Here is a 25,200-nt window from a genome sequence, read left to right as displayed (position 1 = left end):
CGGGCCCTACGTGTAGGCGCCTCGGCGGTAGCAGCCGGTGAGGTGGTCGTCTACCAGGCCGCAGGCTTGCATGAGGGCGTAGACGGTGGTGGGGCCGAGGAAGCGGAAGCCGTGCTTCTTCAGCTCCTTGGCGAGGGCCTTCGATCCGTCGGTGGACGCGGGCATGTCGGACATGTCGGCATACGCAGGAGCGTCGGGGTCGGCGTAGCGCCAGGCGGTCGCGGCGAGGCCGCCGGGGAGGTCGAGCGCGGCGCGGGCGTTGGCGATCGACGCCTCGATCTTGGCCCGGTTGCGGACGATCGAGGCGTCCGCCATCAGGCGCTCGACGTCGCCGGGGCCGAACGCGGCGACCTTCTCGGGGTCGAACCCGTGGAAGGCGGCCCGGAACGCCTCGCGCTTGCGGAGGATCGTCAGCCACGACAGCCCGGACTGGAACGCCTCCAGGCAGAGCTTCTCGTAAAGGCCCTGGTCGTCGCGGACGGGACGGCCCCACTCCTCGTCGTGGTAGGCGACGTAGTCGGGCGCCGACAGGCCCCACGGGCAGCGGGCCAGGCCGTCCTCGCCCAGAATCGCGGTGGTCACCCGCCCGTTCTACCTCACGTCTCCGACGGTTCGGACAGCGCGGCCAACCGGCGGAGGCCGAGGCGCATGAACGCCTTCACGACCGGCCCGGCGACGAGCCATCCGGCGCGGCCGAGCGGGCCGAGCGGCAGGTCGACGCGTTCGGCCCACACAACGCGGCTGCCCGCCCCCTCGGGGACGACCTTGAACCACGCCTCGCCGCGCACCACGCGCCCGGTGTGCCGGACGGCGACGCGGCGGCCCGGCCGCCAGTCGGTGATCACCATGGTGTCGAGGAACCCGACCGGGCCGACGCCGGTGAACGCCCGCAGCTCGTCGCCGATCTTCCGGCCGCCCTCCGCGCTGGTGAACGGCATCCACTCCGCGTGGCGCGGCCAGTCGGTCAGGACGTCGAAGACCCGCTCGGCGGGCGCGGCCGAGACCGCCTCCGCGTGGACGGCGACGCCGCTCACGGACGGTCCTCCGTCGCGCCGCTCACGCGCTCGTCCTCGGTGTCCTCCTTGAGGAGCGAGGGCGGACCGCCGTTCGGGGCCGGTTCTTCCAGGCCGCCGTTCGGGGGCGGCTCCTCCAGCCCGTGCAGGGCACCGATCGAGCCCGCGCCGTGGCGCAGGTCGTGGAGCTGCTGTTCGAGCATGGCCACGCGGGCGTCGCGTTCGGCCAGCGCGTGGGAGACGCGGCGCAGCGCCTCGTCCATCACCTGCGGCTGGTAGCCCCAGAACGTGCGCGGGAACCGCATGTGGGCGACGTCCGGGCCGGTGATGGGACGCCCGTCGGCGCCGAGCGGGAGCCGCGGATAGTCGGGATGGGTCTCGGCCAGCTCCCCGCCCCGGCCCATGGCGAGGACGACGACGGCGCCCAGCACGGCCACGCCTGCCAGGACGAGAACCACGACAACCATCTCGCTCCGATCTGCACGCGTCCCTCTGAAGGACGTTTCCCGATCCCAGATCGTGCCACGCTTTGCGTCATGGACGTGCGAGAGCGGATGGTCCTGTCATCGGACGCGCCGGTACCGGACGGCGCCGTTGATGCGGGCACGGCTCCCCCGGCGGGCCGCGTGGAGCGGCACGCGGCCGCGGGGGATGTGGTGCTCGTCACACTGGAGACGGACGCGCGAGAGCCTGATCCGGCGCTGCTCGCCGCGGCGTCCGTCTACGCGTGGCTGGGCGCGGCGCTCTTCCGCGTCCCCGAGCCGCAGGCGGACGGCGTCCGCCAGGTCCTGGACATGGTGGCGTCCATCCAGGGAACCCGGCCCCCCGCCGTCGCCCGCCGCGGACTCGCCTGACGGTGCGCACTCGCCTGACGGGTAGGGCCCGTCAGCCGCGCAGGCGGTGCCAGGGGCCCGTGATCGCGAACGTCGCGCCCGGGTCGGACTGGCGGCTGGCGAACAGGACACGGCCGTCCGGGGAGAACGTCACCCCCGCGAACTCGCTGCCGTTGAGGGCGTTGCGGGCGAACGCGAACGGCCTGTTCTTCCGCGTGGTGCCGACGAGGTACTGCTCCCCGTCGCCGTCCTCGGCCAGGATCACGCCGCCGCCGTACGGGGAGACGGTGATGTTGTCCGGGCCGTCGAAGCGGCCGCCCGGCTTGAAGATCAGCTGGAGCTCGATCTCGTTGCGGCGCGGGTCGTAGGTCCAGACCTGCCCGGCGTGGTCGCCCGCGGCGCCGGCCTCCTTGCTGGAGAAGCTGGCCACGAAGTACGCCTTGCCGTGGCCCCACCAGGCGCCTTCGAGCTTCTGGCTCCGCGTGATCGACTCGAACTGCTTGCGGACGGACGTCTGCTTCGCGGACGGGTCGGGGACGTCCACCCACTGGGCGCGCAGCTTCGTCCCGGGCTCGGTGACGAGCGACAGGTCGGGGACGCTCGGCACGTTCAGCGCCTCCAGCTCACCGCCCTTCAGGTAGGTGTGGTAGCCGCCGCGGTGGGCGTTGGGACGGAACCGGTAGAACAGGCCGAACGGCTTGGACGCGTCCTCGGTCAGGTACGCGGTGAGGGTGTGCGGGTCGACCGCGACGGCCTCGTGCGCGAACCGGCCGAGACCGGTCAGCGGGACCGGCTTGGTGCGCCTGCCGTACGGGTCGACCTCGAAGACCCAGCCGTGGCTCTTGCTCTGGCCCGTGAAGCCCTCGGTCTCCTCGCAGGTCAGCCACGTGCCCCACGGGGTGCGGCCGCCCGCGCAGTTCACGGCCGTCCCGGCGAGGCTGACGTACTGCGACACCAGGCCGCCGTCGCGGTCGACGAGCAGGTTGGTGGTGCCGCCGCCTGCCACCGGGTCGTAGGTCAGCTCCGGCGGCGCGACGGCGCGGGTGCCGTTGGTGCTCTGCTCGTGGTTGCGCACGAGGATCGTCTGGCCCCGGCGGCCGCTGCCGCGCTCGCGCTCGCTGAGGTTCGGCCAGTCCGGGGACTCGGGTCCGCCGGTCCAGTGCGGGAAGTGGTCGTGGCCGCCGCGCGCGGGGAACGTGGCCGTCCCGTCGTGGTGGCCGGGGACGACGACGCCTTCGGAGATGGGCTCGCCCTCCACCGACAGCGTCTTGTACGAGAATCCCTTGGGCAGGTCGAGGACGCCCTTGGGGTCGGGGACGAGCGGGCCGTAGCCGAACGCCTCTCCGGTGTCGGCGCCCGCGGAGGTCTGGAAGATTCCGTCCAGGCTTCCGGCGAGCGCGATGGACAGCGCACCGGCCGCGCCGCCCTTGACGACTCCGCGACGAGTCACGGACATGGGCACTCCTTCACGTGAGGGGATCACGCGGGAGCCTGGTCGCCGCCCTTTAACCGGTGGTGAACGAGCACCGGCCGGATGGCAAACCCCCAGGACAATCTTCAGTTTCCGGGCTTCGGGGGCCGGGTATCGCCCCTTATCGCCTCGCGGCGCCCGCTACTCCGGCGATCTCGGCCAGGACCGAGCCCGCCAGGTCGAAGCCGCCGACGCAGGCCAGGTATCCGGGGGCGTCCCAGTCGTGGCCGCCGGGCCGCCCGCCGAGCGGCAGGTACGTCCCGCCGGCCTGCCTGACCAGGAGCATCGCGGCCGCGATGTCCCACGCGTTGATGGACGAGTCGTAGGCGGCGTCCGTCCAGCCGGCGGCGATGTGCGCGAGGGTGAGCGCGGCGCTGCCCGGCCTGCGGACGGTGGCGAACGCGTCCACCATCAGCCCGAAGCGCCGCAGGGCGTCGTCCCGGTCGCCGTCGCCGAGGTCCCGCGGGCTGGGGTAGGAGGTGGCGGCCACGGCGGTCGCGTCCTTGGTCGCGCCCCGGCTGCGGAGCGGCTCGCCGTTGCAGGTGGCGCCGTCCAGGGTCGCGGTGAACATGTCGTCGCGCACCGGGTCGTACACGGCGCCCGCGACCAGCTCGTCGCCCGCGACGGCGGCGATCGACACGCACCAGAAGGGCAGGCCGACCGCGAAGTTGGCGGTCCCGTCGATGGGGTCCACGTACCAGCGGATCTCGGAGGCGCCGGAGTCGCCGCGCGTGCCGCCCTCCTCCCCCACGACGACGCTGCCCGGGGTGTGCTCGGCGAGCACCTCCCGGATGGTCTCCTCCGCCGCGCGGTCGTGCTCGGTGACCGGGTCGTGGAAGTCGCTCTTGACGTCGACCTCCGGACGCGAGCGGAACGCCGCCCGGAGCTGCCCGCCGGTCGCGCGGGCGGCGAGTTCGGCGATGGCGGCGAGGTCCCGCGAGGCGGGCACGTCGGCGTTCATTCGGCTCCTTCGGGGTGACGGCTTGCAGGTCGCGGGCGCCGGTCGGGCGGGGCGGGCGCGCACGCCCCCGACGGTATCCGAGGGCCCCGCGGGCACGCGGCCCGGGACCGCCGGCCCGGCGGCGGCCGGTCAGAGCTCCGCTTCGGCGTAGTCGTCCGGGGAGAACTCGATGCGGGGCTGGGACCGCTCCAGCAGGTCGAACGCCTCGGGGACGGAGTCGGTCCAGCCGATGGCGTCCCAGATCTTCGCGCGGGCGAAGCCCTGCTCGGTGAGGCCCCGCATCAGCTCGCGGAGCGGGTCGTAGACGCCGGTCGGGTCGAGGATCACGACGGGTTTGGCGTGCATCGCGAGGACGCGGGCCGTCCACACCTCGAACAGCTCCTCCAGCGTGCCGATGCCGCCGGGCAGGACGAGGAACGCGTCGCTGCGGCGGTCCATCTCGCCCTTGCGGGTGCGCATGTCGGGGGTGACGATCAGCTCGTCGTTGTCCTCGTCGGAGATCTCGACGCTGACCAGGCCCTCGGGGATCACCCCGACGGTGCGGGCGCCGCCCGCCCGCACGGCGCGGGCGACGGCGCCCATGCACGAGACCCGGGCGCCGCCGCTGACGAGGCTGTGCCCGCGCCGGGCGAGCTCGGCTCCGGTCCGCGCCGCGAGATCGACGTAACCGCGGTCGATCGTCCCGCTGGACGAGCAGAAGACGCAGACGGCAAGGGGTTTCGGGGTTTCCACCGGCCCAATCCTACGGGCCCGCCCGGCGCGCAGCGGGGTCAGTGCATGGCGAGGTCCCTCCGGCGGAAACCGGCCATGCCGAGGACGGCCAGGACGGCGGCGAGGGCCGCGAGCCACACCAGGGGCATGACGGCGAAGTCCTGCCCGATCTTCGGGATGTGGGTGAACGGCGAGACGTCCATCACCCGCGCGCCGAGGTCGAGGCTCGGCCCGAACATGGTGATCAGCGCGAACAGGCCGACCGCCGCCCAGGCGCCGCCCGCGGTGAGCCGCGGCGCCAGGCCGAACAGCGCGAGCGCGATCGCCGCGACCAGCCACACGGCCGGTAGCTGCGCCATCGCCGCGCCGAGCACGCGGGGCAGCTCGCCGCCGACGTCGCCGGCGTTCAGGCCGTGCGTCAGCCCGGCCGCGCCGCCCGCGACGGCCAGCGCGACGGCGGGTCCCAGCAGGGCGAACACCAGATGGCTGGACGCCCACCTGAGCCGTCCGGTCGCGGTGGCGAGCAGCGGCTCGGCGCGCTGCCCCGACTCCTCGGTGCGCAGCCGCAGCGCGGCCGACACCGCGTAGGCGGCGACGATGAGCCCGAGCATGCTCATCACCGAGGCGAAGTAGGCGTCCGTGATCCCGGACTCGCCACCGATCTTGGTGAAGATCTCCTCCAGCTCGGGGTTGTCCTCCACCATGTCCTTGATCCCCTTGGCGAGCGCGCCGTAGATGACGCCCAGCGCGGCGAACCCGGCGAGCCACCCGTACAGGGGACGGCTCTGCAGCCGCCAGCCGAGCCCGAACGGCCCCGACAGCCGCGCCGAGGCGGCGGCCGGACCGAGGCTCGGGGGCAGGATTCCGGCGCCCACGTCACGGCGTGACTGGAGCGCCGCGGCGGCGGCCACCAGGACGGCGATGAGCGCCACGACGAGCGCGAGCGTCCACCAGCGTTCCCCGCCGAAGGCGCGCAGCCGGTTGATCCAACCGAACGGCGACACCCAGCCCAGCCACGACAGGCCGTTGCCCGCGCCGCCGACGTCGGCGGCCATCCGGACGGCGAACGCGGCGCCGAGCGAGGCGAGCGCGATCCCGCGGGCGGCGCCCGCGCCCTCGCTGAGCTGCGCCGTCACGCCCGCGACGGCCCCGAAGAGGCACCCGGCCGCGGCGAGCTGCAGCCCGAGGGCCAGCGACCCGACGAACGGGAGGCCCTGGGCCGCGAGGCCGCCGGCGAGCAGCAGGGCGAGGACGAGGTTCGCCGCCATCGTCACGATGAGCGCGGCGGCGAGGCCGGAGCCCCGCCCGGTGACGGTGGCGCCGAGCAGCTCGCGGCGCCCGGCCTCCTCCTCGGTGCGGGTGTGCCGGACGACCATCAGCGCGCTGATGATCCCGACGACGACCGGGATGAACCCGGAGCGCTGCGCGATGATGGCGCCGAGGCTGGTGTCGTACAGCGGCCCGTACAGGGCGAGGAACGTCGGGTTGGTGCCGGTCGTCGCCGCGTACTGGAGCCGGTCGGCGGCCTCCGGGTAGAGGCTGTCGGTCGCCCCGACGAAGCCCATCGGGATGAGCGCGAGCACGATCACCCAGGCGGGGAGCAGGAACCGGTCGCGGCGCAGGATCAGCCTGACCAGCCCGCCGGTTCCGACGAGCGCGCTCAGCCGTGCTCTTTGCGGGGGGACGCCCCCCCGCGCCCCCCGGTTCGCTCCGCTCATTTGGAGACCTCCGCCAACTCGTCCTTGTAGTGGCGCAGGAACAGCTCCTCCAGCGTCGGCGGACGGCTCGTCAGGCTCCGCACGCCGATCTCGGTGAGCTGCCGCAGCGCCTCGTCGAGCCGGGTCGTGTCGACCTCGAACCTGATCGTGGTGCCGTCGATGTGGACGTCATGGGCGCCGGGCAGCGGGAGGCCGTCCGGCGGGGCGGCCAGCTCGGCGTGGATCGAGGTGCGGGTCAGGTGCCGCAGCTCGTCGAGGGTGCCGGACTCCACGGCGGCGCCGTTGCGGATGATCGTCACCCGGTCGCACAGGGCCTCCACCTCGGACAGGATGTGGCTGGACAGCAGGACGGTCCGCCCGTCGCGCCGCTCCTCGCGGATGCACTCCTGGAACACCTCCTCCATGAGCGGGTCCAGGCCGGAGGTGGGCTCGTCCAGCAGCAGCAGCTCGGCGTCGGACGCCAGCGCGGCGATGAGCCCGACCTTCTGCCGGTTGCCCTTGGAGTAGGCGCGGCCCTTCTTGCGCGGGTCGAGCTCGAAGCGTTCCAGCAGCTCGGCCCTGCGGCGCGGGTTCGTCCCGCCGCGCATCCGGCCGAGCAGGTCGATCACCTCGCCGCCGGACAGGTTCGGCCACAGCGTCACGTCGCCGGGGACGTAGGCGAGGCGGCGGTGCAGTTCGGTCGCGTCCCGCCAGGGGTCGCCGCCGAGCAGCCGGGCCGTGCCCGAGTCCGCGCGCAGCAGGCCGAGCAGGACCCTGATGGTGGTGGACTTGCCCGCGCCGTTCGGGCCCAGGAAGCCGTGCACCTCTCCAGGCCGGACGGTCAGGTCCAGGCCGTCCAGCGCGCGGGTCTGGCCGAAGGTCTTGACCAGGCCGCGGATCTCCACGGGGGGCGTGTTCTCGGTCACCGTTACTCCTTGTCGGGTGACTGCCCGCCGGAGGCGAGCATGCTCTTCAGGCCGGCGCGCGCTTGGGCGACCAGCTCCGGCGACAGGAGCCTGTCGTCGTAGATGTCCACCATCGCGAGCGCCATCCGGGGGTAGCCCTCGCTCGTCAGGACGTCGGCGCCCAAGGCCCTGGACATGTGCTCGTTCAGGACGAAGGTGCCGAGGCTCATCCCGGTCATGACGGCCGCGTAGGCGTGCAGGTCGTCGGTGGTGGGTCTGGCCACCCCGGGCCTGCCGGTCTCAAGGACCTCCATGGTGTAGGCCACCACGTCGTCGAACAGCGTCGCCGCGGCCTGCGACCCGTCGGTCATCGCCCGGGCGATGTAGCGCTGGATGGGCAGCGCCGTCCGCATGGCGATCTCCATGAACCCGGGGCTCGCCATCCCGCCCTGGAGCGACTCCTCCTTGATCTCGCGGACGGCCGCGATGACGTACTCGTCGCACGCCTCGCGCAGCGCCTCCTTCGTCCCGAAATGGTGCTGCACGAGCGCGGGCGAGACCCCGGCGGCCTTCGCGATGCCGCGGATCGTCGCGCCCTTCACCCCGCGCTCGGCGAACTCCAGGAGCGCGGCGTCCCTGATGCGGGCCCGTCCGGTCAGATCCTCGGCCCGTTCCCTGCCCGCCATGCCTCACCTCCTGTACAGACGTTCAGTAAGCTGTACCAATGTACACTGTACCTCTGTACAGGTGAGGTGTCGAGGGCGTGTCAGCCGCCGCCGGGAAGTTCGCCGAGCGTCACCTGGACCTTCTTCTTCGTCCCGTCCGGCTTCTGGATCTCGACGCTCGCGATGCCGCCCGGCCTGAGGTTCGCGAGCACCGACGACAGCGCCGTCTGGTCGGGCGTGGCGGTGCCGTTCACCGACAGGACCAGGTCCCCCGGCTCGACCCCCGCCTTCGCGGCGCCGCCGCCCAGCTCGACCTCCACGACCGCGACCGCGGACCGCTGCCCGCTCTGCGGGTCGACGATCGTCCGGACCGTCACGCCGAGCGCCGCCCGCCCCGAGTCGGACACCTTCCCGGACCGGATGAGCTGCGGGACGATCCGCTTGACGGTGTCGCTCGGCGTCGCGAACCCGATCCCGGCCGCCGCGGCGCCGATGGACGGGTCCGACGCGGCGGCGGTGGGCACGCCGATCACCTGGCCGCTCAGCGTGACCAGGGCGCCGCCGCTGTTGCCCGGGTTGATCGCCGCGCTCGTCTGGATGGCGTCGGCGATCGTCGATCCCTGGAAGGCGCCCTCGCCCTTGGTCGAGACCGTCCGGTGCAGCGCGGACACGATCCCGTTCGTGACGCTCCCGGCGAGGCCCAGCGGGTTGCCCATCGCCAGGACGATCTGCCCGACCTCCGCCTCGCCCGACTCGCCCCACGACGCCGGCCTCAGCGGCCCGCCGGACACCTTGACCACGGCGAGGTCGTCGGCCGCGAACGCGCCCACGAGATCGGCGTCCAGCGGCGAGCCGCCGCTGGCGGCCGTCACCTGGATCTTGTCCGCCCCGGCCACGACGTGGGCGTTCGTGACGATGTTGCCCTGGCCGTCGTAGACGACCCCCGAGCCCTCGCCCTTGTCGGTCTGGATCTTCACCACCGACGGCAGGACGGCGTCCACGACCTTCTCGTACTGCTGCTGGAGATCCGCCGCCGGACCGGGGCTGACCGGGGCGGACGTCCGCGCCGCCGTCGTCTGCGCGCCTTCGTCGCCGCTGCATCCCGTGAGCGCCAGCGCCCCCACCGCGGCCGCCGCCGCACATGCCTTGACCTTGGCTTTCCTTTCCACGCTCCCCACCTCCCGGACGGTTCCTTCCCTCTTCCCGGAGATCAGGCATGGCAGGTCAGGGCGTCAGGGCTGGAAGCGATACCCCATCCCGGGCTCGGTGAGCAGGTGCCTCGGGTGCGCGGGGTCGGCTTCGAGCTTGCGGCGGAGCTGCGCCATGTACTGGCGCAGATAGTGGGTCTCGCGCCGGTAGGACGGCCCCCAGACCGTCGTGAGGAGCTGCTGCTGGCTGATCAGCTTGCCGGGATCGCGGATCAGGATCTCCAGCAGATGCCATTCGGTCGGGGTCAGGTGGACGCCGCCGCTGACCGTCTTCCCGGCCAGGTCGACGGTGTGCTCGCCGACGTCCACCCGCGACGCCTCGCCCGCCGTCGTCACGCGGCGGGACACGGCGCGGATGCGGGCGACCAGTTCCTCGATGTCGAACGGCTTGGTGACGTAGTCGTCCGCGCCCGCCTCCAGCGCCTCGACCTTGTCCTGGCTCCCGGCCCGTCCGGACAGGACGATGATCGGCACCCGCGTCCAGCCGCGCAGCCCGTGGATGACGTCGACGCCCGGGATGTCGGGCAGCCCGAGGTCGAGGACGACCAGGTCGGGCGGTGCCGCGCCGGCCTGCCGGAGCGCGGTCGTGCCGTCGGCGGCGACCTCCACGTCGTAGTCGCGGGCGCGCAGGTTGATGCGCAGGGCCCGCAGGAGCTGCGGCTCGTCGTCCACGACCAGGACCCGCGTCATTGCGCTCCCCCCTGCTCGTGGACGGGCCCCTGCTCGTGGACGGGCAGCGCGACGATCATGGTGAGGCCGCCGCCCGGGGTGTCCTCGGGGACCAGCCCGCCGCCCATCGCCTCGGTGAGCCCGCGGGCCAGCGCGAGGCCGAGCCCGACGCCGGTGTGGTTGTCGCGGTCGCCGAGCCGCTGGAACGGCAGGAAGATCCGCTCCCGGCCGGCGGGCGGGACGCCGGGGCCGCGGTCGGCGATCCGCAGCTCCACCCGGTCCTTGATCGCGGCGGCGGTGACCAGGACGGGCTCGCCCGCCGGGCTGTGCCGCAGCGCGTTGGCGACCAGGTTGACGAGGACGCGCTCCAGCAGCGCCGGGTCGGCGGTCACCTCCGGCAGCCGCGGGTCGAGCCGGACGGTCACGAGGTCCCCGGTGCCGCCGATGTCGTCCAGGGCGCGGGGCATGATCTCGTCCAGCGCGATGGGCTGCGCGGCGATGCCGAGGACCCCGGCCTGCAGGCGGCTCATGTCGAGCAGGTTGGCGACCAGCCGGTCGAGGCGGTCCAGGGACTGGGCGGCGGTGTCGAGCAGTTCGGCGCGCTCCTCGGGCGTCCAGTCGACCGAGGTGGTGCCGAGGCTGTCGACGGCGGCCTTCGCCGAGGCCAGCGGCGTGCGCAGGTCGTGGCTGACGGCGTTGAGCAGCGCGGTCCGCATCTTGTCGGCCTCCTCCAGGGGCCGGGCCCGTTCCGCCTCCGCCTCCAGCCGCTGCTGGCGCAGCGCGCCCGCCGCCTGGACGGCGAACGCCTCGAGCACCCGCCGGTCCCCCGCCGGGAGCGGACGGCCGCGGATCGCCAGCGTGAGGCCGTCGCCCGCCGGGATCTCGGTGTCGCCCTCGCCGGGCGACGTGCACGGGCGCCCGCCGACCGTCGCGACGATCCGCCAGTCGGCCGGGTCGCCGTGGCTGTCGGGGGTGGCGGGCACGGGCCGCTCCAGCAGCGTGACGGACGTCAGCCCGAACGTCTCGCGCATCCGTCCGAGCAGGGTGTCGAGGGCGCGCTCGCCGCGCAGCACGTTCCCGGCGAGCGTGGACAGCAGCCCGGCCTCCCCGCCGAGCTTCGCCGCCTCCCGCGCCCGCCGCGCGGCGTTGTCGACGACCATGCTGACGCCGACGCCGACCAGCACGAACACCGCGAGCGCGATGAGGTTCTCCTGCTCGGCGACGGTGAACCGGTGGATCGGCGGGGTGAAGTACCAGTTGAGCAGCAGGAACCCGGCGACCGCGGTGAACAGCGCGGGCCACATCCCGCCGACCAGCGCGATCCCGACGACGGCGGCCAGGAAGAACAGGATGTCGGACGGCAGCGACAGCGCGGGCCGCGCCTCGGCCAGCCCGAACGTCAGCAGCGGCAGCCCGCCCGCCGCGACCAGGAACCCGGCGGCGCGGCGGCGCGCCGACAGCCCCTGGTCGCGCACCGGCCCGCGGATGCCCTGCCTGGCCTGCTCGTGCGTGACCATGTGGACGTCGATCGTCCCCGACAGCGCCGTCGTCGTCACCCCGATCCCGGGCCGCAGCAGTTGCGCGAGCCTGCCCCGCCGGGAGATGCCGAGGACGAGCTGCGTCGCGTTGACGGCCCGCGCGAAGTCGAGCAGGGCGCGCGGGATGTCGTCGCCGACGACCTGGTGGAACGTGCCGCCGAGGCCCTCCACGATCTCCCGCTGCCGGGCCAGGTCGCGGGGCCGCGCGCCGCCGAGCCCGTCGCCGCGCGCCACGTGCACGGCGAGCAGGTCGGCGCCCTTGGACCGGGCGGCGATGCGGGTCGCGCGGCGCAGCAGCGTCTCGCCCTCCGGCCCGCCGGTGAGCGCGACCACGATCCGCTCCCGCGCCTCCCAGGTGCCGCCGATGCCGTGGTCGGCGCGGTACCGGTCGAGCTGCTCGTCCACCTCGCCCGCGAGCCACAGCAGCGCCAGCTCGCGCAGCGCCGTGAGGTTCCCGACCCGGAAGTAGTTGGAGAGGGCGGCGTCCACCTTCTCGGGCGTGTAGACGTTGCCGTGCGCCATCCGGCGGCGCAGCGCCTCCGGAGCCATGTCGACCAGCTCGACCTGCCCGGCGCCGCGGACCACCTCGTCCGGGACGGTCTCGCGCTGCGGCACCCCGGTGATGTTCTCCACGACGTCGTTGACCGACTCCAGATGCTGGACGTTCACGGTCGAGATCACGTCGATCCCGGCGTCGAGGATCTCCTCGACGTCCCGCCAGCGCTTGTCGTGCCGGCTGCCGGGGACGTTGGTGTGGGCGAGCTCGTCCACCAGCACGACCTCGGGGGCGCGGCGCAGGACGGCGGGGACGTCGAGTTCGGTGAACTCGGTGCCCCGGTGCGTGATCGTCGCGCGCGGCAGGACCTCCAGGCCGTCGAGGAGGGCGGCGGTGCGCGCGCGCCCGTGCGTCTCGACGTAGCCGACGACGACGTCGGTGCCGCGGTCCTGCCGGCGCCGGGCCTCCGACAGCATGGCGTAGGTCTTCCCGACCCCGGGCGCGGCCCCGAGGTAGATGCGGAGCTGCCCCCTGGCCATGGGCCCCATCCTCTCAGCCCCGGTAGGGGGCGGCCTTGTCCAGGGCGATGTTGAGCTGCAGGACGTTCACCACGGGCTGGCCCATGAACCCGAGCGCACGGCCGGTGGTCGCGTCCTCGACCAGCTTCCGGACCGTGCCGGCCGGGACGCCGCGCGCCTCCGCGACGCGCCCGGCCTGAAGGTCGGCGTAGGCGACGGAGATGTGCGGGTCGAGGCCGGAGCCGCTCGCGGTGACCGCGTCGGCCGGGACGGCGGGGTCGGCCGGGGCGCTCCCCCGGACCGGCACGATCTTCCCTGCGCGGGGGTCCTGGCCGGGCGCGGCGCACTCGACCTGGACGCCCCGGTACTCGGCGAGGAACGGCACGGCCGGGCAGGGCTCGTTGACGCTGATCACCCTCGTCGGCCGGACGACGGCGCCCGACGCGTCCCGGGGACCGAGCACGGACAGGACGGCGCCGGCCCCGCTCTCGGCGCAGTACGGGCGCGAGCCGTCCACCCCTTCCAGTTGCCCGACCTGCTTGCTACGGGTGCAGACCATGCTGAGCAGGCTCTGCTCGCCGCCCTCGTCGACGATGTCCTCGGGGCCGAGGTTGCTCGCCGAGGTCGCGGTCGGGTCGTAGCCGTCGCCCGCCGCGGACGGACGGCTCTGGAAGTACTGCCTGAGCGGGTTCCCGTCCTCGCCGGTGAACGACTGGCCGACCAGGTCGCTGCCGACCTGCCGTCCGCCGGAGCTGACGTAGGAGCCGTCCGCGCGGTCCTTCAGGCCGGGCACCTGCGCGACGGCGGTGACGGCCAGCGGATACAGCACGCCCAGGACGGCGGTGAAGACGAGCAGCGCGCGGAGCGCGGCGACATGCCGGCGAAGCCAGCCAGGTAGCACGTTCATCAGTCGATCCCCGGAATGAACTGGACGAGAAGGTCGATGAGCTTGATGCCGGCGAACGGCGCGACGACCCCGCCGAGCCCGTAGACCAGCAGGTTGCGGTTCAGCAGCCGGGACGCCGAGCCCGGCCGGTACCGGACGCCGCGCAGCGCCAGCGGGATCAGCGCCACGATGATCAGCGCGTTGAACACGACGGCCGACAGGATCGCCGACCGCGGGCTGGACAGCCGCATGACGTTCAGCGCGTCCAGGCCCGGGAACAGCGCCACGAACAGCGCCGGGATGATGGCGAAGTACTTGGCGACGTCGTTGGCGATGGAGAACGTGGTCAGCGCGCCCCGGGTGATGAGCAGCTGCTTTCCGATCTCGACGATCTCGACGAGCTTGGTCGGGTCGGAGTCCAGGTCGACCATGTTCCCGGCCTCCTTGGCGGCGGACGTGCCGGTGTTCATGGCGACGCCGACGTCGGCCTGGGCGAGCGCGGGCGCGTCGTTGGTGCCGTCGCCGGTCATCGCGACGAGCCGCCCGCCCTCCTGCTCGGATTTGATGAACGCCATCTTGTCCTCGGGCCTGGCCTCGGCGATGAAGTCGTCCACGCCGGCCTCGTCCGCGATGGCCTTGGCGGTGAGCCGGTTGTCCCCGGTCACCATGATCGTTTTGATGCCCATGGCGCGCATCCGGTCGAACCGCTCGCGCATGCCCGCCTTGACGACATCCTTCAGGTGGACGACGCCCAGCACGCGGGCTTTGCCGTCCCGGGCCTCCGCGACGACCAGCGGGGTCCCGCCGGACGCCGAGATGCCGTCCACGACGGCGGCGAGCGCGTGCGGCACCTCGCCGCCCTGGTCGCGGACCCAGTCGGTGACCGCGCCGGACGCGCCCTTGCGGAGCCGCCGCCCGTCCACGTCCACGCCGGACATCCGGCTCTGCGCCGTGAACGGCACCCATTCGGCGTGCGCCAGCTCGCCCGGGTGCCGCTCGCGCAGCCCGTACGCCTCCTTCGCGTGGACGACGACGGAGCGCCCCTCGGGCGTCTCGTCGGCCAGCGAGGACAGCTGCGCCGCGTCCGCCAACTGGGCCCCGGTCGTGCCGCCGACCGGGACGAACTCCGACGCCTGCCGGTTGCCGAGCGTGATCGTGCCGGTCTTGTCGAGCAGCAGGGTGTTGACGTCCCCGGCGGCCTCGACGGCGCGTCCGGACATCGCCAGCACGTTGCGCTGGACGAGCCGGTCCATGCCCGCGATGCCGATCGCCGACAGCAGCGCCCCGATCGTCGTCGGGATGAGGCACACCACCAGCGAGACCAGCACGATCCCGGTGACCCCGTGCGCGTCGAGCGCGAAGCCGCCGTCGGCGCCCGGGTCGTTCGCGATCGAGTAGATCGCGAGCGGCTGCATGCTCGCGATCGCCACCAGGAAGATGATCGTCAGCGCGGCGAGCAGGATGTTCAGCGCGATCTCGTTCGGCGTCTTCTGCCGGGACGCGCCCTCCACCAGCGCGATCATCCGGTCCACGAACGACTCGCCGGGCCGCTGCGTGATCTTCACGACGATCCGGTCGGACAGCACCCGCGTGCCGCCGGTCACCGCGCTGCGGTCGCCGCCGGACTCGCGGATGACCGGCGCGGACTCGCCGGTGATCGCGGACTCGTCCACGCTGGCGATGCCCTCGACCACGTCCCCGTCACCGGGGATGATCTGCCCGGCCTCGACGACCACGAGGTCCCCGCGGCGCAGCTCGGCCGCCGCGACGGTCTCCTCGCCGCCGTCGCCGGTGAGCCGCCGCGCCGTGGTCTCCTTCTTGGCCTTGCGGAGCGTGTCGGCCTGGGCCTTGCCGCGTCCCTCGGCCACGGCCTCGGCCAGGTTCGCGAAGATCACGGTGAGCCAGAGCCAGGCCGTGATCAGCGCCGCGAACGCCGACGGGTCGAGGACGGTCATGACGGTCGTCCACACCGCGCCGATCTCGACCACGAGCATCACCGGACTGCGCCACATCACGCGCGGGTCGAGTTTGCGCAGCGCGGCGGGCGCGGAGGCGAGCAACGTGCTTGCGAGCATCAGTGGATCCCCTCTGCTAGCGGCCCGAGGGCGAGCGCCGGAAAGAACGTCAGGGCGACGAGGATGAGCGTCACTCCGGCGACCATGCCGACGAACTGCGGGCGGTGGGTCGGCAGCGTGCCCGCCGACACCGGCACCGGCGTCTGCCGGGCCAGCGACCCGGCGAGCGCCAGGGCCAGCACGATCGGCAGGAACCGGCCGAACGCCATGGCGAGGCCGAGCGCGACGTCGTAGAAGGTGGTCGCGGCGGTGAGGCCCCCGAACGCCGAGCCGTTGTTGTTGGCCGCCGACGTGAACGCGTAGAGCACCTCGGACAGGCCGTGCGGGCCCGAGTTCAGCATGCTCTCGCGCGGCGTCTCGAACGCCATCGCGATCCCGGTGCCCACCAGCACGATCATGGGTGTGACCAGGAAGTACATCGAGGCCAGCTTGATCTCGCGGGCGCCGATCCGCTTGCCGAGGTACTCGGGCGTCCGGCCGACCATCAGCCCGGCGGCGAACACCGTGATGATCGCCAGGATGAGCATCCCGTACAGGCCGGAGCCGACGCCGCCGGGCGCGACCTCCCCGACCATCATGTTCAGCATGGTCACCGCGCCGCCGAGGCTGGTGTAGGAGTCGTGGAAGGAGTCGACGGCCCCGGTGGAGGTCAGCGTGGTCGCCGCCGCGAACGTCGCCGAGTTCGAGATCCCGAACCGGGCCTCGGTGCCCTCCGACGCGGCGGTCACCGACTCGGGGACCGTCCCGTGGTGCGCGAGCTGCGCCGCGTTCAGCGCGACGACGCTGATCAGCGCCAGCGCCGCCATCACCGCGACGATCGCCCCGCCCTGCCGCCTGTCGCCGACCATCCGGCCGAACGTCCGGGGCAGCGAGAACGGGATCAGCAGGATCAGGAGGATCTCGATCCAGTTCGTCCAGCTCGTGGGGTTCTCGAAGGGGTGCGCCGAGTTGGCGTTGTAGAACCCGCCGCCGTTGGTGCCGAGCTCCTTGATCGCCTCCTGGGACGCCACCGGCCCGCCGGTGATCGTCTGCTCGCCGCCGGTCAGCGTGCCGACGGTGTGCGGGTCGGCGAAGTTCTGGATCGCCCCACCGGCGACCAGTGCGATCGCGGCCACCGCCGCGATGGGCAGCAGGACGCGCGTCACGGCCCGCGTGAGGTCCACCCAGAAGTTGCCCAGCTCGCCGGTCCTGCGCCGGGCGAGGCCCCGCACGAACGCCATCGCGACGGCGATCCCGACCGCGGCCGACACGAAGTTCTGCACCGCGAGCCCGGCCATCTGCGCCAGGTGGCCCATGGCGCTCTCGCCCGAGTACGCCTGCCAGTTGGTGTTGGTGACGAAGCTGATCGCCGTGTTCCACGCGATGTCGGGCTCCACGCCGCCGAACCCGAGGCTGAGCATCAGGTGGCTCTGCAGCCGCTGGAGCCCGTAGAGGGCCAGCACCGACACGGCGGAGAACGCGAGCACGCTCCGCGCGTAGACGCTCCAGACCTGCTCGGCGTCCGGGTCGACGCCGACGATCCGGTAGATCAGCCGCTCCGCCCTCCAGTGCCGGGTGGAGGTGAACGTCCGGTACATGTGGTCGCCCAGCGGCACGTGGACCGCGGCGAGCACCAGGATGAGGGATCCGATGAACAGGATCCCGGCCGCCGTCGCCCCCATCTAGAACTTCTCCGGACGGATCAGCGCCACCACGAGGAAGACGAGCAGCCCGGCGGCGAGGGCCAGCCCGACCGCGTTCTCGGGACTCACAGCCGTCCCGCCCCCTTCACGACGAGGCCGAGCAGCACGAAGATCGCGAGCGTCAGCAGGATGAGCACAAGGTCTGCCATGCCCGCAGAAAACACCCGTTTCGGACGGTTCCCGCCGGTCTTGACGCGTTCCCTACGCCCGCGCCCGCCATCTTCACGCGATCCATACGCGGACGGCGCTCAGGGCCCTTCTGCGCAGGAGTCCAGGTAGGGGCCGAGCTCGCGCGCCACCGTCCGCAGCGGCCGGACGCTCCGCTCCGCCCGCGCCATCAGGATCGCGCCCTCCAGCGAGCTGATCATCAGCGTGGCGAGCGCGTCCGCCTTCCTGGACGGGACGCCCATCGCGGCCAGCTCCCGCGCGACCGGACGCCGCCAGGCGGCGAACGCGGCGGCGGTGGCGGCCCGCGTCGACTCGACGGTGTCCGCGCAGTCGACCGTCGCCGCCGCGACCGGGCAGCCCTTCGCGAAGCCCGCCGTCCGGTACTCGTCGATCCACTGGCGGGCCATCGCCTCGAAGAGCCTGCCCGGCGTGGGACGCGCCATCGCGGACATGAACCGCGCGACGCGCTTGCCCGCGTACCGGCCCGCCCATTCCACGGCCTCGTTGACCAGCTGTTCCTTGCCGCCGGGGAAGTAGTGCTGCAGCGAACCGCGCGGCGCGCCGGCGTGCTCGGCGACGTCCCGCAGGCCCGTGGCCGTGACGCCGTCGCGGCGGATGAGCTGCGCCGCGCTGAACACCATCCGCTCCCGCGGCCCACGACTTTCGGCCATTGCATCTTTCACCTGGGCCATTATCATGACCGTTGTCATAACTCGCAAGATCGGACGATGGCACGGCCGGAGGCGGCGATGCGTTCGGACATCGGTTTCATCGGTCTCGGCGTCATGGGCCGGCCCATGGCGCTCAACCTCGCCCGCGCGGCCCGCGCCGGTACGGGGCTCGTCGTCTGGAACCGCACCGCCGCGAAATGCGAGCCGCTGCGGGCCGCCGGGGCGACCGTGGCGGCGAGCCCCGCCGAGGTGTGCCGCCGCGCCCGCGTCGTGTTCCTGATGCTGGCCGACGGCCCCGCGATCGACTCGGTGCTGGGACGCGGCACGCCCGCCTTCGCCGCGAACGTCGCCGGGTGCGTGATCGTCCACATGGGCACGACGTCCCCTGGCTACTCGCGCGGCCTCGAAGCCGACGTCCGCGCGGCCGGGGGCGGCTACGCCGAAGCGCCGGTCTCCGGCTCGCGCGGGCCCGCCGAGGCGGGGGAACTCGTCGCTATGCTGGCGGGCACCCCGGACGCCGTCGACACCGTCCGCCCCCTCATCGGGCCGATGTGCCGGGAGTCGTTCGACTGCGGGCCGGTGCCGAACGCGCTGCTGATGAAGCTCTCGGTCAACCTGTTCCTGATCACGATGGTCACCGGCCTGGCGGAGGCGTTCCACTTCGCGGGCCGGCACGGCCTGGACGAGCACCGGCTCCGCGACGTGCTCGACGCCGGGCCCATGGCGAGCACCGTGTCGCGCGCGAAGTCGCACAAGCTCGTCCACCGCGACTTCGCCGTCCAGGCGTCGATCGCCAACGTCCTGGACAACAACCGCCTGGTCGCGGAGGCCGCCAGGGACGCCGGCATCGCCTCACCGCTGCTGGACGTCTGCCACGCCCTGTACGGCGAGACGATGGCGCTGGGGCACGGCGAGGCGGACATGGCGGCGGTGGTCCGCTCGATCGAGTCCCGGACCGAGGCGGAACGGGCGGTCACTCCCCGGCGGTCTCCTTCGCCTCCGCCGACGCGCGCGCCTCGATGATCTCCTGCTGGGCCCGGGTGTGGCCGTCGATGATGATCCGGACGACCTCGTCCGGGTCGTCGGTGAGGTGGATCAGGTCCAGGTCCTGCGGGGAGATCTTGCCGCTGGGCAGCATGACCTTCTCGACCCACGCCAGCAGGCCGCCCCAGAACTCCGTCCCGACCAGCACGATCGGGAACCGGGTGATCTTCCTGGTCTGGACGAGGGTGATCGCCTCGAACAGCTCGTCCAGCGTGCCGAACCCGCCGGGCAGCACGACGAACGCCTGCGAGTACTTGACGAACATCGTCTTCCTGACGAAGAAGTAACGGAACTCCAGCCCGATGTCGAGGTAGTCGTTGAGCCGCTGCTCGAACGGAAGCTCGATGCCGAGCCCCACCGACAGGCCGCCGTTCCCGTCGCAGCCCTTGTTGGCCGCCTCCATGATCCCCGGCCCGCCGCCGGTGATCACCGCGTAGCCGGCGTCGTGCAGCCGGGCGCCGATCTCCACCCCGAGCTCGTACTCCGCGCTGCCCGGCTTCGTGCGGGCGCTGCCGAAGACGCTGACGGCCTTCGGCAGCTCGGCGAGCAGGCCGAAGCCCTCGACGAACTCCGCCTGGATGCGCAGCACGCGCCAGGGGTCGGCGTGTACCCAGTCGGCCGAGCCGCGGCCGTCTAGCAGACGCTGGTCGGTGGTGGTCTGGGGGACGGCCCGTCCCCGCAGCATGGCCGGGCCCTGCCGGCGCGAGCGGGAGTTCACTTCCGATGTCATGGACCCACGTTAGTAGGCCCCTCCAGCCATGTGCGCATACGTTGCTCGCACTCGGCGATGAGGGGAATGTCGACGTATTCGTCCTTCGTGTGCGCGAGGGTCGGCTCGCCGGGGCCGTAGTTGACGGCCGGGACGCCGAGTTCCGAGAAGCGGGCCACGTCCGTCCAGCCGAGCTTGGCGCGGACGCCGGCGCCGCTGGACGCGACGAACGCCGCCGCCGCCGGATGCGTCAGCCCGGGACGCGCCGCGGAGGCGGTGTCGGTGACCGTCACCTGGAAGCCGTCGAAGATTCCCCGGACGTACGCCTCGGCTTCGGCGACGGACTTGTCCGGGGCGAACCGGTAGTTCACGGTTACGACGCATTCGTCCGGGATGACGTTTCCGGCGACGCCGCCGCTGATGAACACCGCGTTCAACCCCTCCCGGTACTCCAGCCCGTCCACCACCGGACAGGACGGCTCGTAGGCGCGCAGCACGTCCAAGATCTGCCCGGCCGTGTGGATCGCGTTCGACCCCATCCACGCCCGCGCGCTGTGCGCCCGCTCCCCCACGGCGGTGACCTCGGCGCGCAGCGTCCCCTGGCAGCCGCCCTCGATCTGCGCGCCGGTCGGCTCCATCAGCACGGCGAAGTCGCCGGCGAGCAGCTCGGGACGGTTCGCCGCGAGCTTCCGCAGCCCGTTGTGCTCGGCCTCGATCTCCTCGCACTCGTAGAACACGTACGTGATGTCACGCGTCGGCTCGACAACGGTGGCGGCGAGCCGCAGCGCGACCGCCACACCGCTCTTCATGTCGGTCGTCCCGCAGCCGTAGAGCCGGTCGCCGTCCACCCGCGACGGCAGATTCCCGTTCAACGGGACGGTGTCGAGATGCCCCGCCAGCACGACCCGTTCGTCTCGCCCGAGCTCGGTCCGAGCGACGACGTTGTTCCCGGCACGCTCCACGACCAGATGCGGAAACGCCCGCAGCGCCTCTTCCACGGCGTCGGCGAGCGCCTCCTCCCCGCCGCTCACCGACTCGATGTCGACGATCGCCGCCGTGAGGTCCGCCACGTCCGAGATCAGATCCAGGCCCATTTCACAAGTCCTATCATCACGACGTGGACATGCCTGTGCTGGAGTGCGCCGTCCGATGGGCGCGCCCTGCCGACACCCCCGAGATGCGCGACCTCCTCGACGACGGGGAGCGCGACCGCTACGAACGCTTCCGCCAGCCCCAGGACAAGGCCCGGTTCGTCACGGGACGGTTCATCGCCCGCACGGCCCTGGCCGAGGCCACCGGCCTGGACCCGCGGGCCATCCGGTTCACGACCGACTGCCCCCACTGCGGCGGCGCCCACGGCAAGCCCCGCCTGCCCGGCTCCGCCGTGGACTTCTCGCTCTCCCACTCGGGCGACCGGGTCGTCGTCGTCCTCACCGAGGGCGCCGAGGTCGGCGTGGACGTGGAGCAGGAGAACGACCGCGACATCGACCGCCTGGCCGAAATGGTCCTGGCCGACCCAGAGCGCACCGCCCTCGCCGCCATGGACGACAAGCGACGCGGCTTCCACCGCTACTGGACCCGCAAGGAGGCCCTCCTGAAGGCCACAGGCCACGGGCTGGCGGCGCCGATGACGGACATCCACGTCTCGTCCCCCGACGCCCCTGCCGAGGTCATCGCCTGGACCGGCGAGAAGGCCGTCTCCCCCGTCCGCCTCGCCGACCTGGACCCGGGCCCGGGCTACGCCGCCGCGGCAGCCGTCCTCACCGACCGCCCCCTCAAGATCACCGAGATCACGTATTGATGCCGTTCACGTATTGATGCCGTGGTCGCGCAGGATGTCGTTGAGGGACGCCTTGTCGTGGCGCTGGCCCTCTTCGAGGCGCTTGAGGATCAGGACGGCGGGGAGGCCGAACGTGCCGCCCTTGAACTCCTTGGAGCGGGTGCCGCCGACGGCGACGCACCAGTCGGGGACGCGGCCGCGGGAGACCTCCTCGCCCGTCTCGACGTCGATGACCGGCATGGACGCCGACAGGTTCGTGCCGGACCCGATGACCGCGCCGCGCCCCACCCGGGCCCCTTCGACGATCATCGACCGGCTGCCGATCATCGCCTCGTCCTCGACGATCACGGGCTTGGCGTTGGGCGGCTCCAGCACCCCGCCGATGCCCACGCCGCCCGACAGGTGGACGTTCTTGCCGATCTGCGCGCACGACCCCACGGTCGCCCACGTGTCGACCATCGTGCCGGAGTCGACGTAGGCGCCGATGTTGGTGAACGACGGCATCAGCACCACGCCGGGCGCGAGGTAGGAGCCCCAGCGGGCGATCGCGCCGGGGACGACGCGGACGCCGTCCAGGCGGGTCTTCAGCGGGATGCGGTCGTGGTACCGGAAGTCGCCCACCTGGGAGCGCACCATGCCGAGGACCTTGAAGCTCAGCAGGATCGCGCGCTTGGCCCGCTCGTCGACGAGCACCTCGTCGCTGCCGGGGTCGATACGGGCTACGCGGGCCTCGCCGGCGTCGATCTGGTCGACGGCGGCCACGATGGCGGTGCGCGCGCCGGCGTCGTCCGGGGTGAGGTCGGCGCGCCGCTCCCACAGCTCGTCGATGACGCCGGAGATCGGGCTGGTGAAGGTTTCGGTCATGGGCCATGAGCTTACTGGTGGCCGTCTCCCGGTACCTTCAACGCGTGGCTGTTTGGGCGAGGGAGAAGGCGGGTCCCGAAGAGGGGCCTGACCACGGTGGACGCCGCCGCGGGCGGCGCTGGGCGGTGGGCGTGACCGTCGTCGTGGTGCTGCTCGGCGCGGGCGCCTACGCGCTGTTCCACAAGGCCCGCCCCTACCTGCACGGCACCGGCTGCGAGGTGAGCACGAGGGCGGGCAAGATGCCGCTCGACCTGGAGCAGGGCGCCAACGCCGCCACGATCGCCGCGGTCGCGTTCCGCAAGCAGCTGCCCGAGCGGGCCTCGGTGATCGCCTACGCGACCGCGATCCAGGAGTCCCACATCCGCAACCTGCCGGGCGGCGACCGCGACTCGGTCGGCATGTTCCAGCAGCGCCCGTCGCAGGGCTGGGGCCCTCCGCACAAGCTCCGCGACCCCGTCGAGTCCACCACGAAGTTCTTCAACGCGCTGGTCAAGGTGAAGGGCTACCTGGACCGCGACCTGCACGACGCGGCGCAGCGCGTGCAGCGCAGCGCGGACGGCCGCGCCTACGCCCAGCACGAGGACGACGGCGTGCTCCTCGCCGCGGCGTTCACCGGACGCGAGGCGGCCACGGCGCGCTGCTGGTACCCGCCCGGCAAGCGGACCGCGTCCCGCCGCCCGGACGCGATCCGCGAGATGCGGCGCGCGTTCGGGAGCAGGCTCCGCGTCGGCGGCCCGAGCCCGCTCACGACGGGCGCGGCCTCGAGCCCCGGCTCCTGGAACGCGGTGAAGGTCACGAACGCGCGGGCGGGCTGGGCGGTGGCGGCGTGGGCGGTGACGCACGCGCAGGCCTACGGCCTCACCGAGGTCCGCTACGCGGGCCGCCACTGGCAGGCCGACGCGGGCCACGACGGCTGGACGGCCGACAAGGCCGCCCGCGGCGACACCGTCGTCATCCAGTGACCCCGCGCCGTCCGTCCCTGCACCTGGCATGAGTGCCTTCGTGGTGTGGTGACGTCCCGCGCCCTACTTGACGGGGACGGGGTCGGTGGCCTGCACGGTCTCCGCGTCGGACGCCTCGCCTCGGGTGTTCGCGGCGCGGAGGGCGACGACCGCGGCGACGGCCAGGAAGACGCTGCAGACCAGCAGGGCCCTCGCGAAGCCGGAGGTCAGCGCCTCCGGGACGGACCTTTCTTCGGCGAGCAGGTCGTCCGTCCGGGACGTGGCGACCGCGGAGAAGATCGCCAGGCCGAGCGCGCCGCCGATCTGCTGCGAGGAGTTGAGGAGCGCGGCGGCGAGGCCCGCCTTGTCCGCGGGGACGTTCGCGTTCGCCGCCGTGGTGATCGCGACGAACACCACGCCGAGGCCCAGCGAGGTGACCAGCAGGCCCGGCAGCAGGTCGGTGAGGTACGCGCCGTCCACCGGGATGCTGGACAGCCAGAAGATGCCCGCGCCCGTCACGAGCAGGCTCCCGACGATCAGCGGGCGGGTGCCGGTGCGGGCGAGCAGCTGCGGGGTGATGCCCGCGGCGATCCCGACGCCGACGCACAGCGGCAGGTACGCGGAGCCGGTCTTCAGCGGGGAGTAGCCGAGGATGTTGACCATGTAGAGGCTGAGGAAGAAGAACATGGACGCGAGCCCGGCGACGGCGACGAGGTAGGCGGCGTCGGTGACGGCGAGGCCCCGGACGCGGAAGATCGACAGGGGCAGCAGCGGGCTGCGGTGGCGTTGCTCGTTGACGGCGAACGCGGCGAGCAGCGCGGCGGTCCCGGCGAGGCCGCCGAGGGTGCGGGCCGAGTCCCAGCCGGCCTCGGGGGCCTTCACGAGGGTGAAGACGAGCAGCAGCATGCCGCCGGTGACCAGGGCCGTTCCGCCGAGGTCGAAGCTCTTCAGGCGGGCGGACCGGCGGTCGCCCTCCACCAGCAGGAACAGCCCGATGATCACCAGCACGCTTACCGGGACGTTCACCAGCATCACCCAGCGCCATCCCGGCCCGTCGGTGAGCAGCCCGCCGAGCAGGACGCCGGCCGCGTTCGCGCCGCCCGCGACCCCGCCCCAGACGCCGAGTGCCTTGGCGCGGTCGCCGCCCTCCTTGAACATCGTCGTGAGGATCGAGAGCGTCCCGGGCAGCATCAGCGCGGCCCCGGCGCCCTGCGCGAGCCGCGCCCCGACCAGCATTCCGGAGTTGACCGCCAGGCCGCCGACCAGGGACGACAGCGAGAAGAGCACCGTCCCGACGAGGACGACGCGGCGGCGGCCGAGCAGGTCGGCGAGGCGCCCGCCGAGCAGCATGAACCCGCCGTAGGTGAGCAGGTAGCCGCTCGGCACCCACTGCAGGTCCTGGACGGAGAAGTCCAGGTCCTGCCTGACCGCGGGCAGCGCCACGTTGACGATCGAGGCGTCGATGAAGTCCAGGAACGCGATGGAGCACAGCAGCGTCAGTGTCAGCTTGCCGCGCCTCGTGGCGAGGAAGGACGTGGTGTCCGTCATGAAGACCTCCGAGTCGGATTTGTCGCGTCCCATGAGCGGATCGGCGCGCCGTAATGTGACACGACCGCCCGCGGATGAGGCCCACATCACATTCCGGCGCGCCATGTCACATTCCGGGTGGCCGCGTCCCTCTCAGGTGGAGAGGAC

Annotated in this window: 25 protein-coding genes; 4 read left to right on the top strand and 21 right to left on the bottom strand. The window is 72.8% G+C overall.

What is annotated here, in order from left to right; translation table 11 throughout:
* Window positions 1-6: 6 nt before the first annotated feature.
* The 3 genes from ETD83_RS01345 to ETD83_RS01335 are packed head-to-tail and all read right to left on the bottom strand — an operon-like array spanning window position 7 to window position 1,480.
* Window positions 7-582 (bottom strand): DNA-3-methyladenine glycosylase I, encoded by a 576-nt coding sequence (locus ETD83_RS01345; RefSeq protein WP_138643192.1) that lies wholly within the window; start codon window positions 580-582, stop codon window positions 7-9.
* Window positions 583-596: 14 nt separating this feature from the next.
* Complete coding sequence (locus ETD83_RS01340; protein WP_138643191.1) at window positions 597-1,034, bottom strand: SRPBCC family protein; 438 nt, start codon at window positions 1,032-1,034, stop codon at window positions 597-599.
* Window positions 1,031-1,480 carry a hypothetical protein gene (locus ETD83_RS01335; protein ID WP_138643190.1) on the bottom strand — a complete coding sequence of 150 codons (450 nt, stop codon included), beginning with the start codon at window positions 1,478-1,480 and terminating at the stop codon, window positions 1,031-1,033. The genes ETD83_RS01340 and ETD83_RS01335 overlap by 4 nt, the downstream gene beginning before the upstream one ends.
* Before the next feature lie 69 nt (window positions 1,481-1,549).
* Here ETD83_RS01335 and ETD83_RS01330 point away from each other — a divergent pair, with 69 nt between their 5' ends.
* On the top strand, window positions 1,550-1,867 hold the full coding sequence (locus ETD83_RS01330; RefSeq protein ID WP_138643189.1) for a hypothetical protein: 318 nt from the start codon (window positions 1,550-1,552) through the stop codon (window positions 1,865-1,867).
* A 31-nt stretch (window positions 1,868-1,898) separates the two neighbouring features.
* Here ETD83_RS01330 and ETD83_RS01325 read toward each other — a convergent pair whose 3' ends face one another.
* The 14 genes from ETD83_RS01325 to ETD83_RS01260 form a co-directional block, all read right to left on the bottom strand.
* On the bottom strand, window positions 1,899-3,302 hold the full coding sequence (locus ETD83_RS01325; RefSeq protein ID WP_138643188.1) for an alkaline phosphatase PhoX: 1,404 nt from the start codon (window positions 3,300-3,302) through the stop codon (window positions 1,899-1,901).
* 136 nt (window positions 3,303-3,438) lie between these two features.
* Window positions 3,439-4,278 (bottom strand): inositol monophosphatase family protein, encoded by an 840-nt coding sequence (locus ETD83_RS01320; protein WP_138643187.1) that lies wholly within the window; start codon window positions 4,276-4,278, stop codon window positions 3,439-3,441.
* 129 nt (window positions 4,279-4,407) lie between these two features.
* Complete coding sequence (locus tag ETD83_RS01315) at window positions 4,408-5,010, bottom strand: LOG family protein (RefSeq protein WP_138643186.1); 603 nt, start codon at window positions 5,008-5,010, stop codon at window positions 4,408-4,410.
* Window positions 5,011-5,048: 38 nt separating this feature from the next.
* Complete coding sequence (locus ETD83_RS01310) at window positions 5,049-6,707, bottom strand: ABC transporter permease (RefSeq protein WP_138643185.1); 1,659 nt, start codon at window positions 6,705-6,707, stop codon at window positions 5,049-5,051.
* The gene (locus ETD83_RS01305; RefSeq protein ID WP_138643184.1) at window positions 6,704-7,612 is read right to left on the bottom strand and encodes an ABC transporter ATP-binding protein; all 909 of its coding nucleotides are present in this window, start codon (window positions 7,610-7,612) and stop codon (window positions 6,704-6,706) included. Before ETD83_RS01305 ends, ETD83_RS01310 begins: the two co-directional genes overlap by 4 nt.
* A gap of 2 nt (window positions 7,613-7,614) precedes the next feature.
* Entirely contained in the window at window positions 7,615-8,277 is a 663-nt protein-coding gene (locus ETD83_RS01300; protein ID WP_138643183.1) for a TetR/AcrR family transcriptional regulator, read from the bottom strand.
* Window positions 8,278-8,357: 80 nt separating this feature from the next.
* Window positions 8,358-9,425 (bottom strand): S1C family serine protease, encoded by a 1,068-nt coding sequence (locus ETD83_RS01295; protein WP_138643182.1) that lies wholly within the window; start codon window positions 9,423-9,425, stop codon window positions 8,358-8,360.
* 63 nt (window positions 9,426-9,488) lie between these two features.
* Entirely contained in the window at window positions 9,489-10,154 is a 666-nt protein-coding gene (locus ETD83_RS01290) for a response regulator (RefSeq protein ID WP_138643181.1), read from the bottom strand.
* A complete protein-coding gene (locus ETD83_RS01285; RefSeq protein WP_138643180.1) occupies window positions 10,151-12,706 on the bottom strand; it encodes a sensor histidine kinase in 2,556 nt (851 codons plus the stop codon). Before ETD83_RS01285 ends, ETD83_RS01290 begins: the two co-directional genes overlap by 4 nt.
* A gap of 13 nt (window positions 12,707-12,719) precedes the next feature.
* Window positions 12,720-13,592 (bottom strand): potassium-transporting ATPase subunit C, encoded by an 873-nt coding sequence (locus ETD83_RS01280; protein ID WP_138643179.1) that lies wholly within the window; start codon window positions 13,590-13,592, stop codon window positions 12,720-12,722.
* A complete protein-coding gene (gene kdpB, locus ETD83_RS01275; protein WP_138643178.1) occupies window positions 13,592-15,646 on the bottom strand; it encodes a potassium-transporting ATPase subunit KdpB in 2,055 nt (684 codons plus the stop codon). The genes ETD83_RS01280 and kdpB overlap by 1 nt, the downstream gene beginning before the upstream one ends.
* Complete coding sequence (gene kdpA / locus ETD83_RS01270) at window positions 15,646-17,307, bottom strand: potassium-transporting ATPase subunit KdpA (RefSeq protein ID WP_138643177.1); 1,662 nt, start codon at window positions 17,305-17,307, stop codon at window positions 15,646-15,648. Before kdpA ends, kdpB begins: the two co-directional genes overlap by 1 nt.
* A complete protein-coding gene (gene kdpF / locus ETD83_RS01265; protein ID WP_138643176.1) occupies window positions 17,308-17,397 on the bottom strand; it encodes a K(+)-transporting ATPase subunit F in 90 nt (29 codons plus the stop codon).
* A 179-nt stretch (window positions 17,398-17,576) separates the two neighbouring features.
* Complete coding sequence (locus ETD83_RS01260; RefSeq protein ID WP_138643175.1) at window positions 17,577-18,167, bottom strand: TetR/AcrR family transcriptional regulator; 591 nt, start codon at window positions 18,165-18,167, stop codon at window positions 17,577-17,579.
* 78 nt (window positions 18,168-18,245) lie between these two features.
* Between ETD83_RS01260 and ETD83_RS01255 the strand changes: the two genes are divergently transcribed.
* Window positions 18,246-19,190, top strand: a complete 945-nt coding sequence (locus ETD83_RS01255; protein ID WP_138643174.1) for an NAD(P)-dependent oxidoreductase — start codon at window positions 18,246-18,248, stop codon at window positions 19,188-19,190.
* Here the strand turns inward: ETD83_RS01255 and ETD83_RS01250 are convergent.
* Both ETD83_RS01250 and dapE read right to left on the bottom strand, forming a co-directional pair.
* Complete coding sequence (locus tag ETD83_RS01250) at window positions 19,141-19,941, bottom strand: LOG family protein (RefSeq protein WP_171063968.1); 801 nt, start codon at window positions 19,939-19,941, stop codon at window positions 19,141-19,143. The two genes, ETD83_RS01255 and ETD83_RS01250, sit on opposite strands and share 50 nt — an antisense overlap.
* Entirely contained in the window at window positions 19,938-21,014 is a 1,077-nt protein-coding gene (gene dapE / locus ETD83_RS01245) for a succinyl-diaminopimelate desuccinylase (RefSeq protein ID WP_138643173.1), read from the bottom strand. Before dapE ends, ETD83_RS01250 begins: the two co-directional genes overlap by 4 nt.
* A gap of 29 nt (window positions 21,015-21,043) precedes the next feature.
* Between dapE and ETD83_RS01240 the strand changes: the two genes are divergently transcribed.
* The gene (locus ETD83_RS01240) at window positions 21,044-21,721 is read left to right on the top strand and encodes a 4'-phosphopantetheinyl transferase family protein (protein WP_138643221.1); all 678 of its coding nucleotides are present in this window, start codon (window positions 21,044-21,046) and stop codon (window positions 21,719-21,721) included.
* A 6-nt stretch (window positions 21,722-21,727) separates the two neighbouring features.
* Here the strand turns inward: ETD83_RS01240 and ETD83_RS01235 are convergent, their stop codons facing one another.
* Window positions 21,728-22,564: a 2,3,4,5-tetrahydropyridine-2,6-dicarboxylate N-succinyltransferase gene (locus ETD83_RS01235; RefSeq protein ID WP_138643172.1), complete on the bottom strand. Its 837-nt coding sequence runs from the start codon at window positions 22,562-22,564 to the stop codon at window positions 21,728-21,730.
* Between the two features lie 44 nt (window positions 22,565-22,608).
* Between ETD83_RS01235 and ETD83_RS01230 the strand changes: the two genes are divergently transcribed.
* A complete protein-coding gene (locus ETD83_RS01230; RefSeq protein WP_230420615.1) occupies window positions 22,609-23,526 on the top strand; it encodes a hypothetical protein in 918 nt (305 codons plus the stop codon).
* A 63-nt stretch (window positions 23,527-23,589) separates the two neighbouring features.
* Here the strand turns inward: ETD83_RS01230 and ETD83_RS01225 are convergent, their stop codons facing one another.
* Complete coding sequence (locus ETD83_RS01225) at window positions 23,590-25,053, bottom strand: MFS transporter (RefSeq protein WP_205717432.1); 1,464 nt, start codon at window positions 25,051-25,053, stop codon at window positions 23,590-23,592.
* Between the last annotated feature and the right edge of the window lie 147 nt (window positions 25,054-25,200).

This window comes from Actinomadura soli, from assembly GCF_005889715.1.
Classification (GTDB): Bacteria; Actinomycetota; Actinomycetes; order Streptosporangiales; family Streptosporangiaceae; genus Spirillospora; species Spirillospora soli.
The sequence above is the reverse complement of the archived record's forward strand: the minus strand, read 5'-3'. Positions and strand labels throughout refer to the sequence as shown.

Coding starts and splice junctions, on each gene's coding strand:
- ETD83_RS01335 (WP_138643190.1), bottom strand. CDS start 1,480: ATGGTTGTCGTGGTTCTCGTCCTGGCAGGCGTGGCCGTGCTGGGCGCC.
- ETD83_RS01330 (WP_138643189.1), top strand. CDS start 1,550: ATGGACGTGCGAGAGCGGATGGTCCTGTCATCGGACGCGCCGGTACCG.
- ETD83_RS01325 (WP_138643188.1), bottom strand. CDS start 3,302: ATGTCCGTGACTCGTCGCGGAGTCGTCAAGGGCGGCGCGGCCGGTGCG.
- ETD83_RS01320 (WP_138643187.1), bottom strand. CDS start 4,278: ATGAACGCCGACGTGCCCGCCTCGCGGGACCTCGCCGCCATCGCCGAA.
- ETD83_RS01310 (WP_138643185.1), bottom strand. CDS start 6,707: ATGAGCGGAGCGAACCGGGGGGCGCGGGGGGGCGTCCCCCCGCAAAGA.
- ETD83_RS01300 (WP_138643183.1), bottom strand. CDS start 8,277: ATGGCGGGCAGGGAACGGGCCGAGGATCTGACCGGACGGGCCCGCATC.
- ETD83_RS01290 (WP_138643181.1), bottom strand. CDS start 10,154: ATGACGCGGGTCCTGGTCGTGGACGACGAGCCGCAGCTCCTGCGGGCC.
- ETD83_RS01285 (WP_138643180.1), bottom strand. CDS start 12,706: ATGGCCAGGGGGCAGCTCCGCATCTACCTCGGGGCCGCGCCCGGGGTC.
- ETD83_RS01280 (WP_138643179.1), bottom strand. CDS start 13,592: ATGAACGTGCTACCTGGCTGGCTTCGCCGGCATGTCGCCGCGCTCCGC.
- kdpB (WP_138643178.1), bottom strand. CDS start 15,646: ATGCTCGCAAGCACGTTGCTCGCCTCCGCGCCCGCCGCGCTGCGCAAA.
- kdpA (WP_138643177.1), bottom strand. CDS start 17,307: ATGGGGGCGACGGCGGCCGGGATCCTGTTCATCGGATCCCTCATCCTG.
- ETD83_RS01260 (WP_138643175.1), bottom strand. CDS start 18,167: ATGGCCGAAAGTCGTGGGCCGCGGGAGCGGATGGTGTTCAGCGCGGCG.
- ETD83_RS01255 (WP_138643174.1), top strand. CDS start 18,246: ATGCGTTCGGACATCGGTTTCATCGGTCTCGGCGTCATGGGCCGGCCC.
- ETD83_RS01250 (WP_171063968.1), bottom strand. CDS start 19,941: ATGACATCGGAAGTGAACTCCCGCTCGCGCCGGCAGGGCCCGGCCATG.
- dapE (WP_138643173.1), bottom strand. CDS start 21,014: ATGGGCCTGGATCTGATCTCGGACGTGGCGGACCTCACGGCGGCGATC.
- ETD83_RS01240 (WP_138643221.1), top strand. CDS start 21,044: ATGCCTGTGCTGGAGTGCGCCGTCCGATGGGCGCGCCCTGCCGACACC.
- ETD83_RS01235 (WP_138643172.1), bottom strand. CDS start 22,564: ATGACCGAAACCTTCACCAGCCCGATCTCCGGCGTCATCGACGAGCTG.
- ETD83_RS01225 (WP_205717432.1), bottom strand. CDS start 25,053: ATGACGGACACCACGTCCTTCCTCGCCACGAGGCGCGGCAAGCTGACA.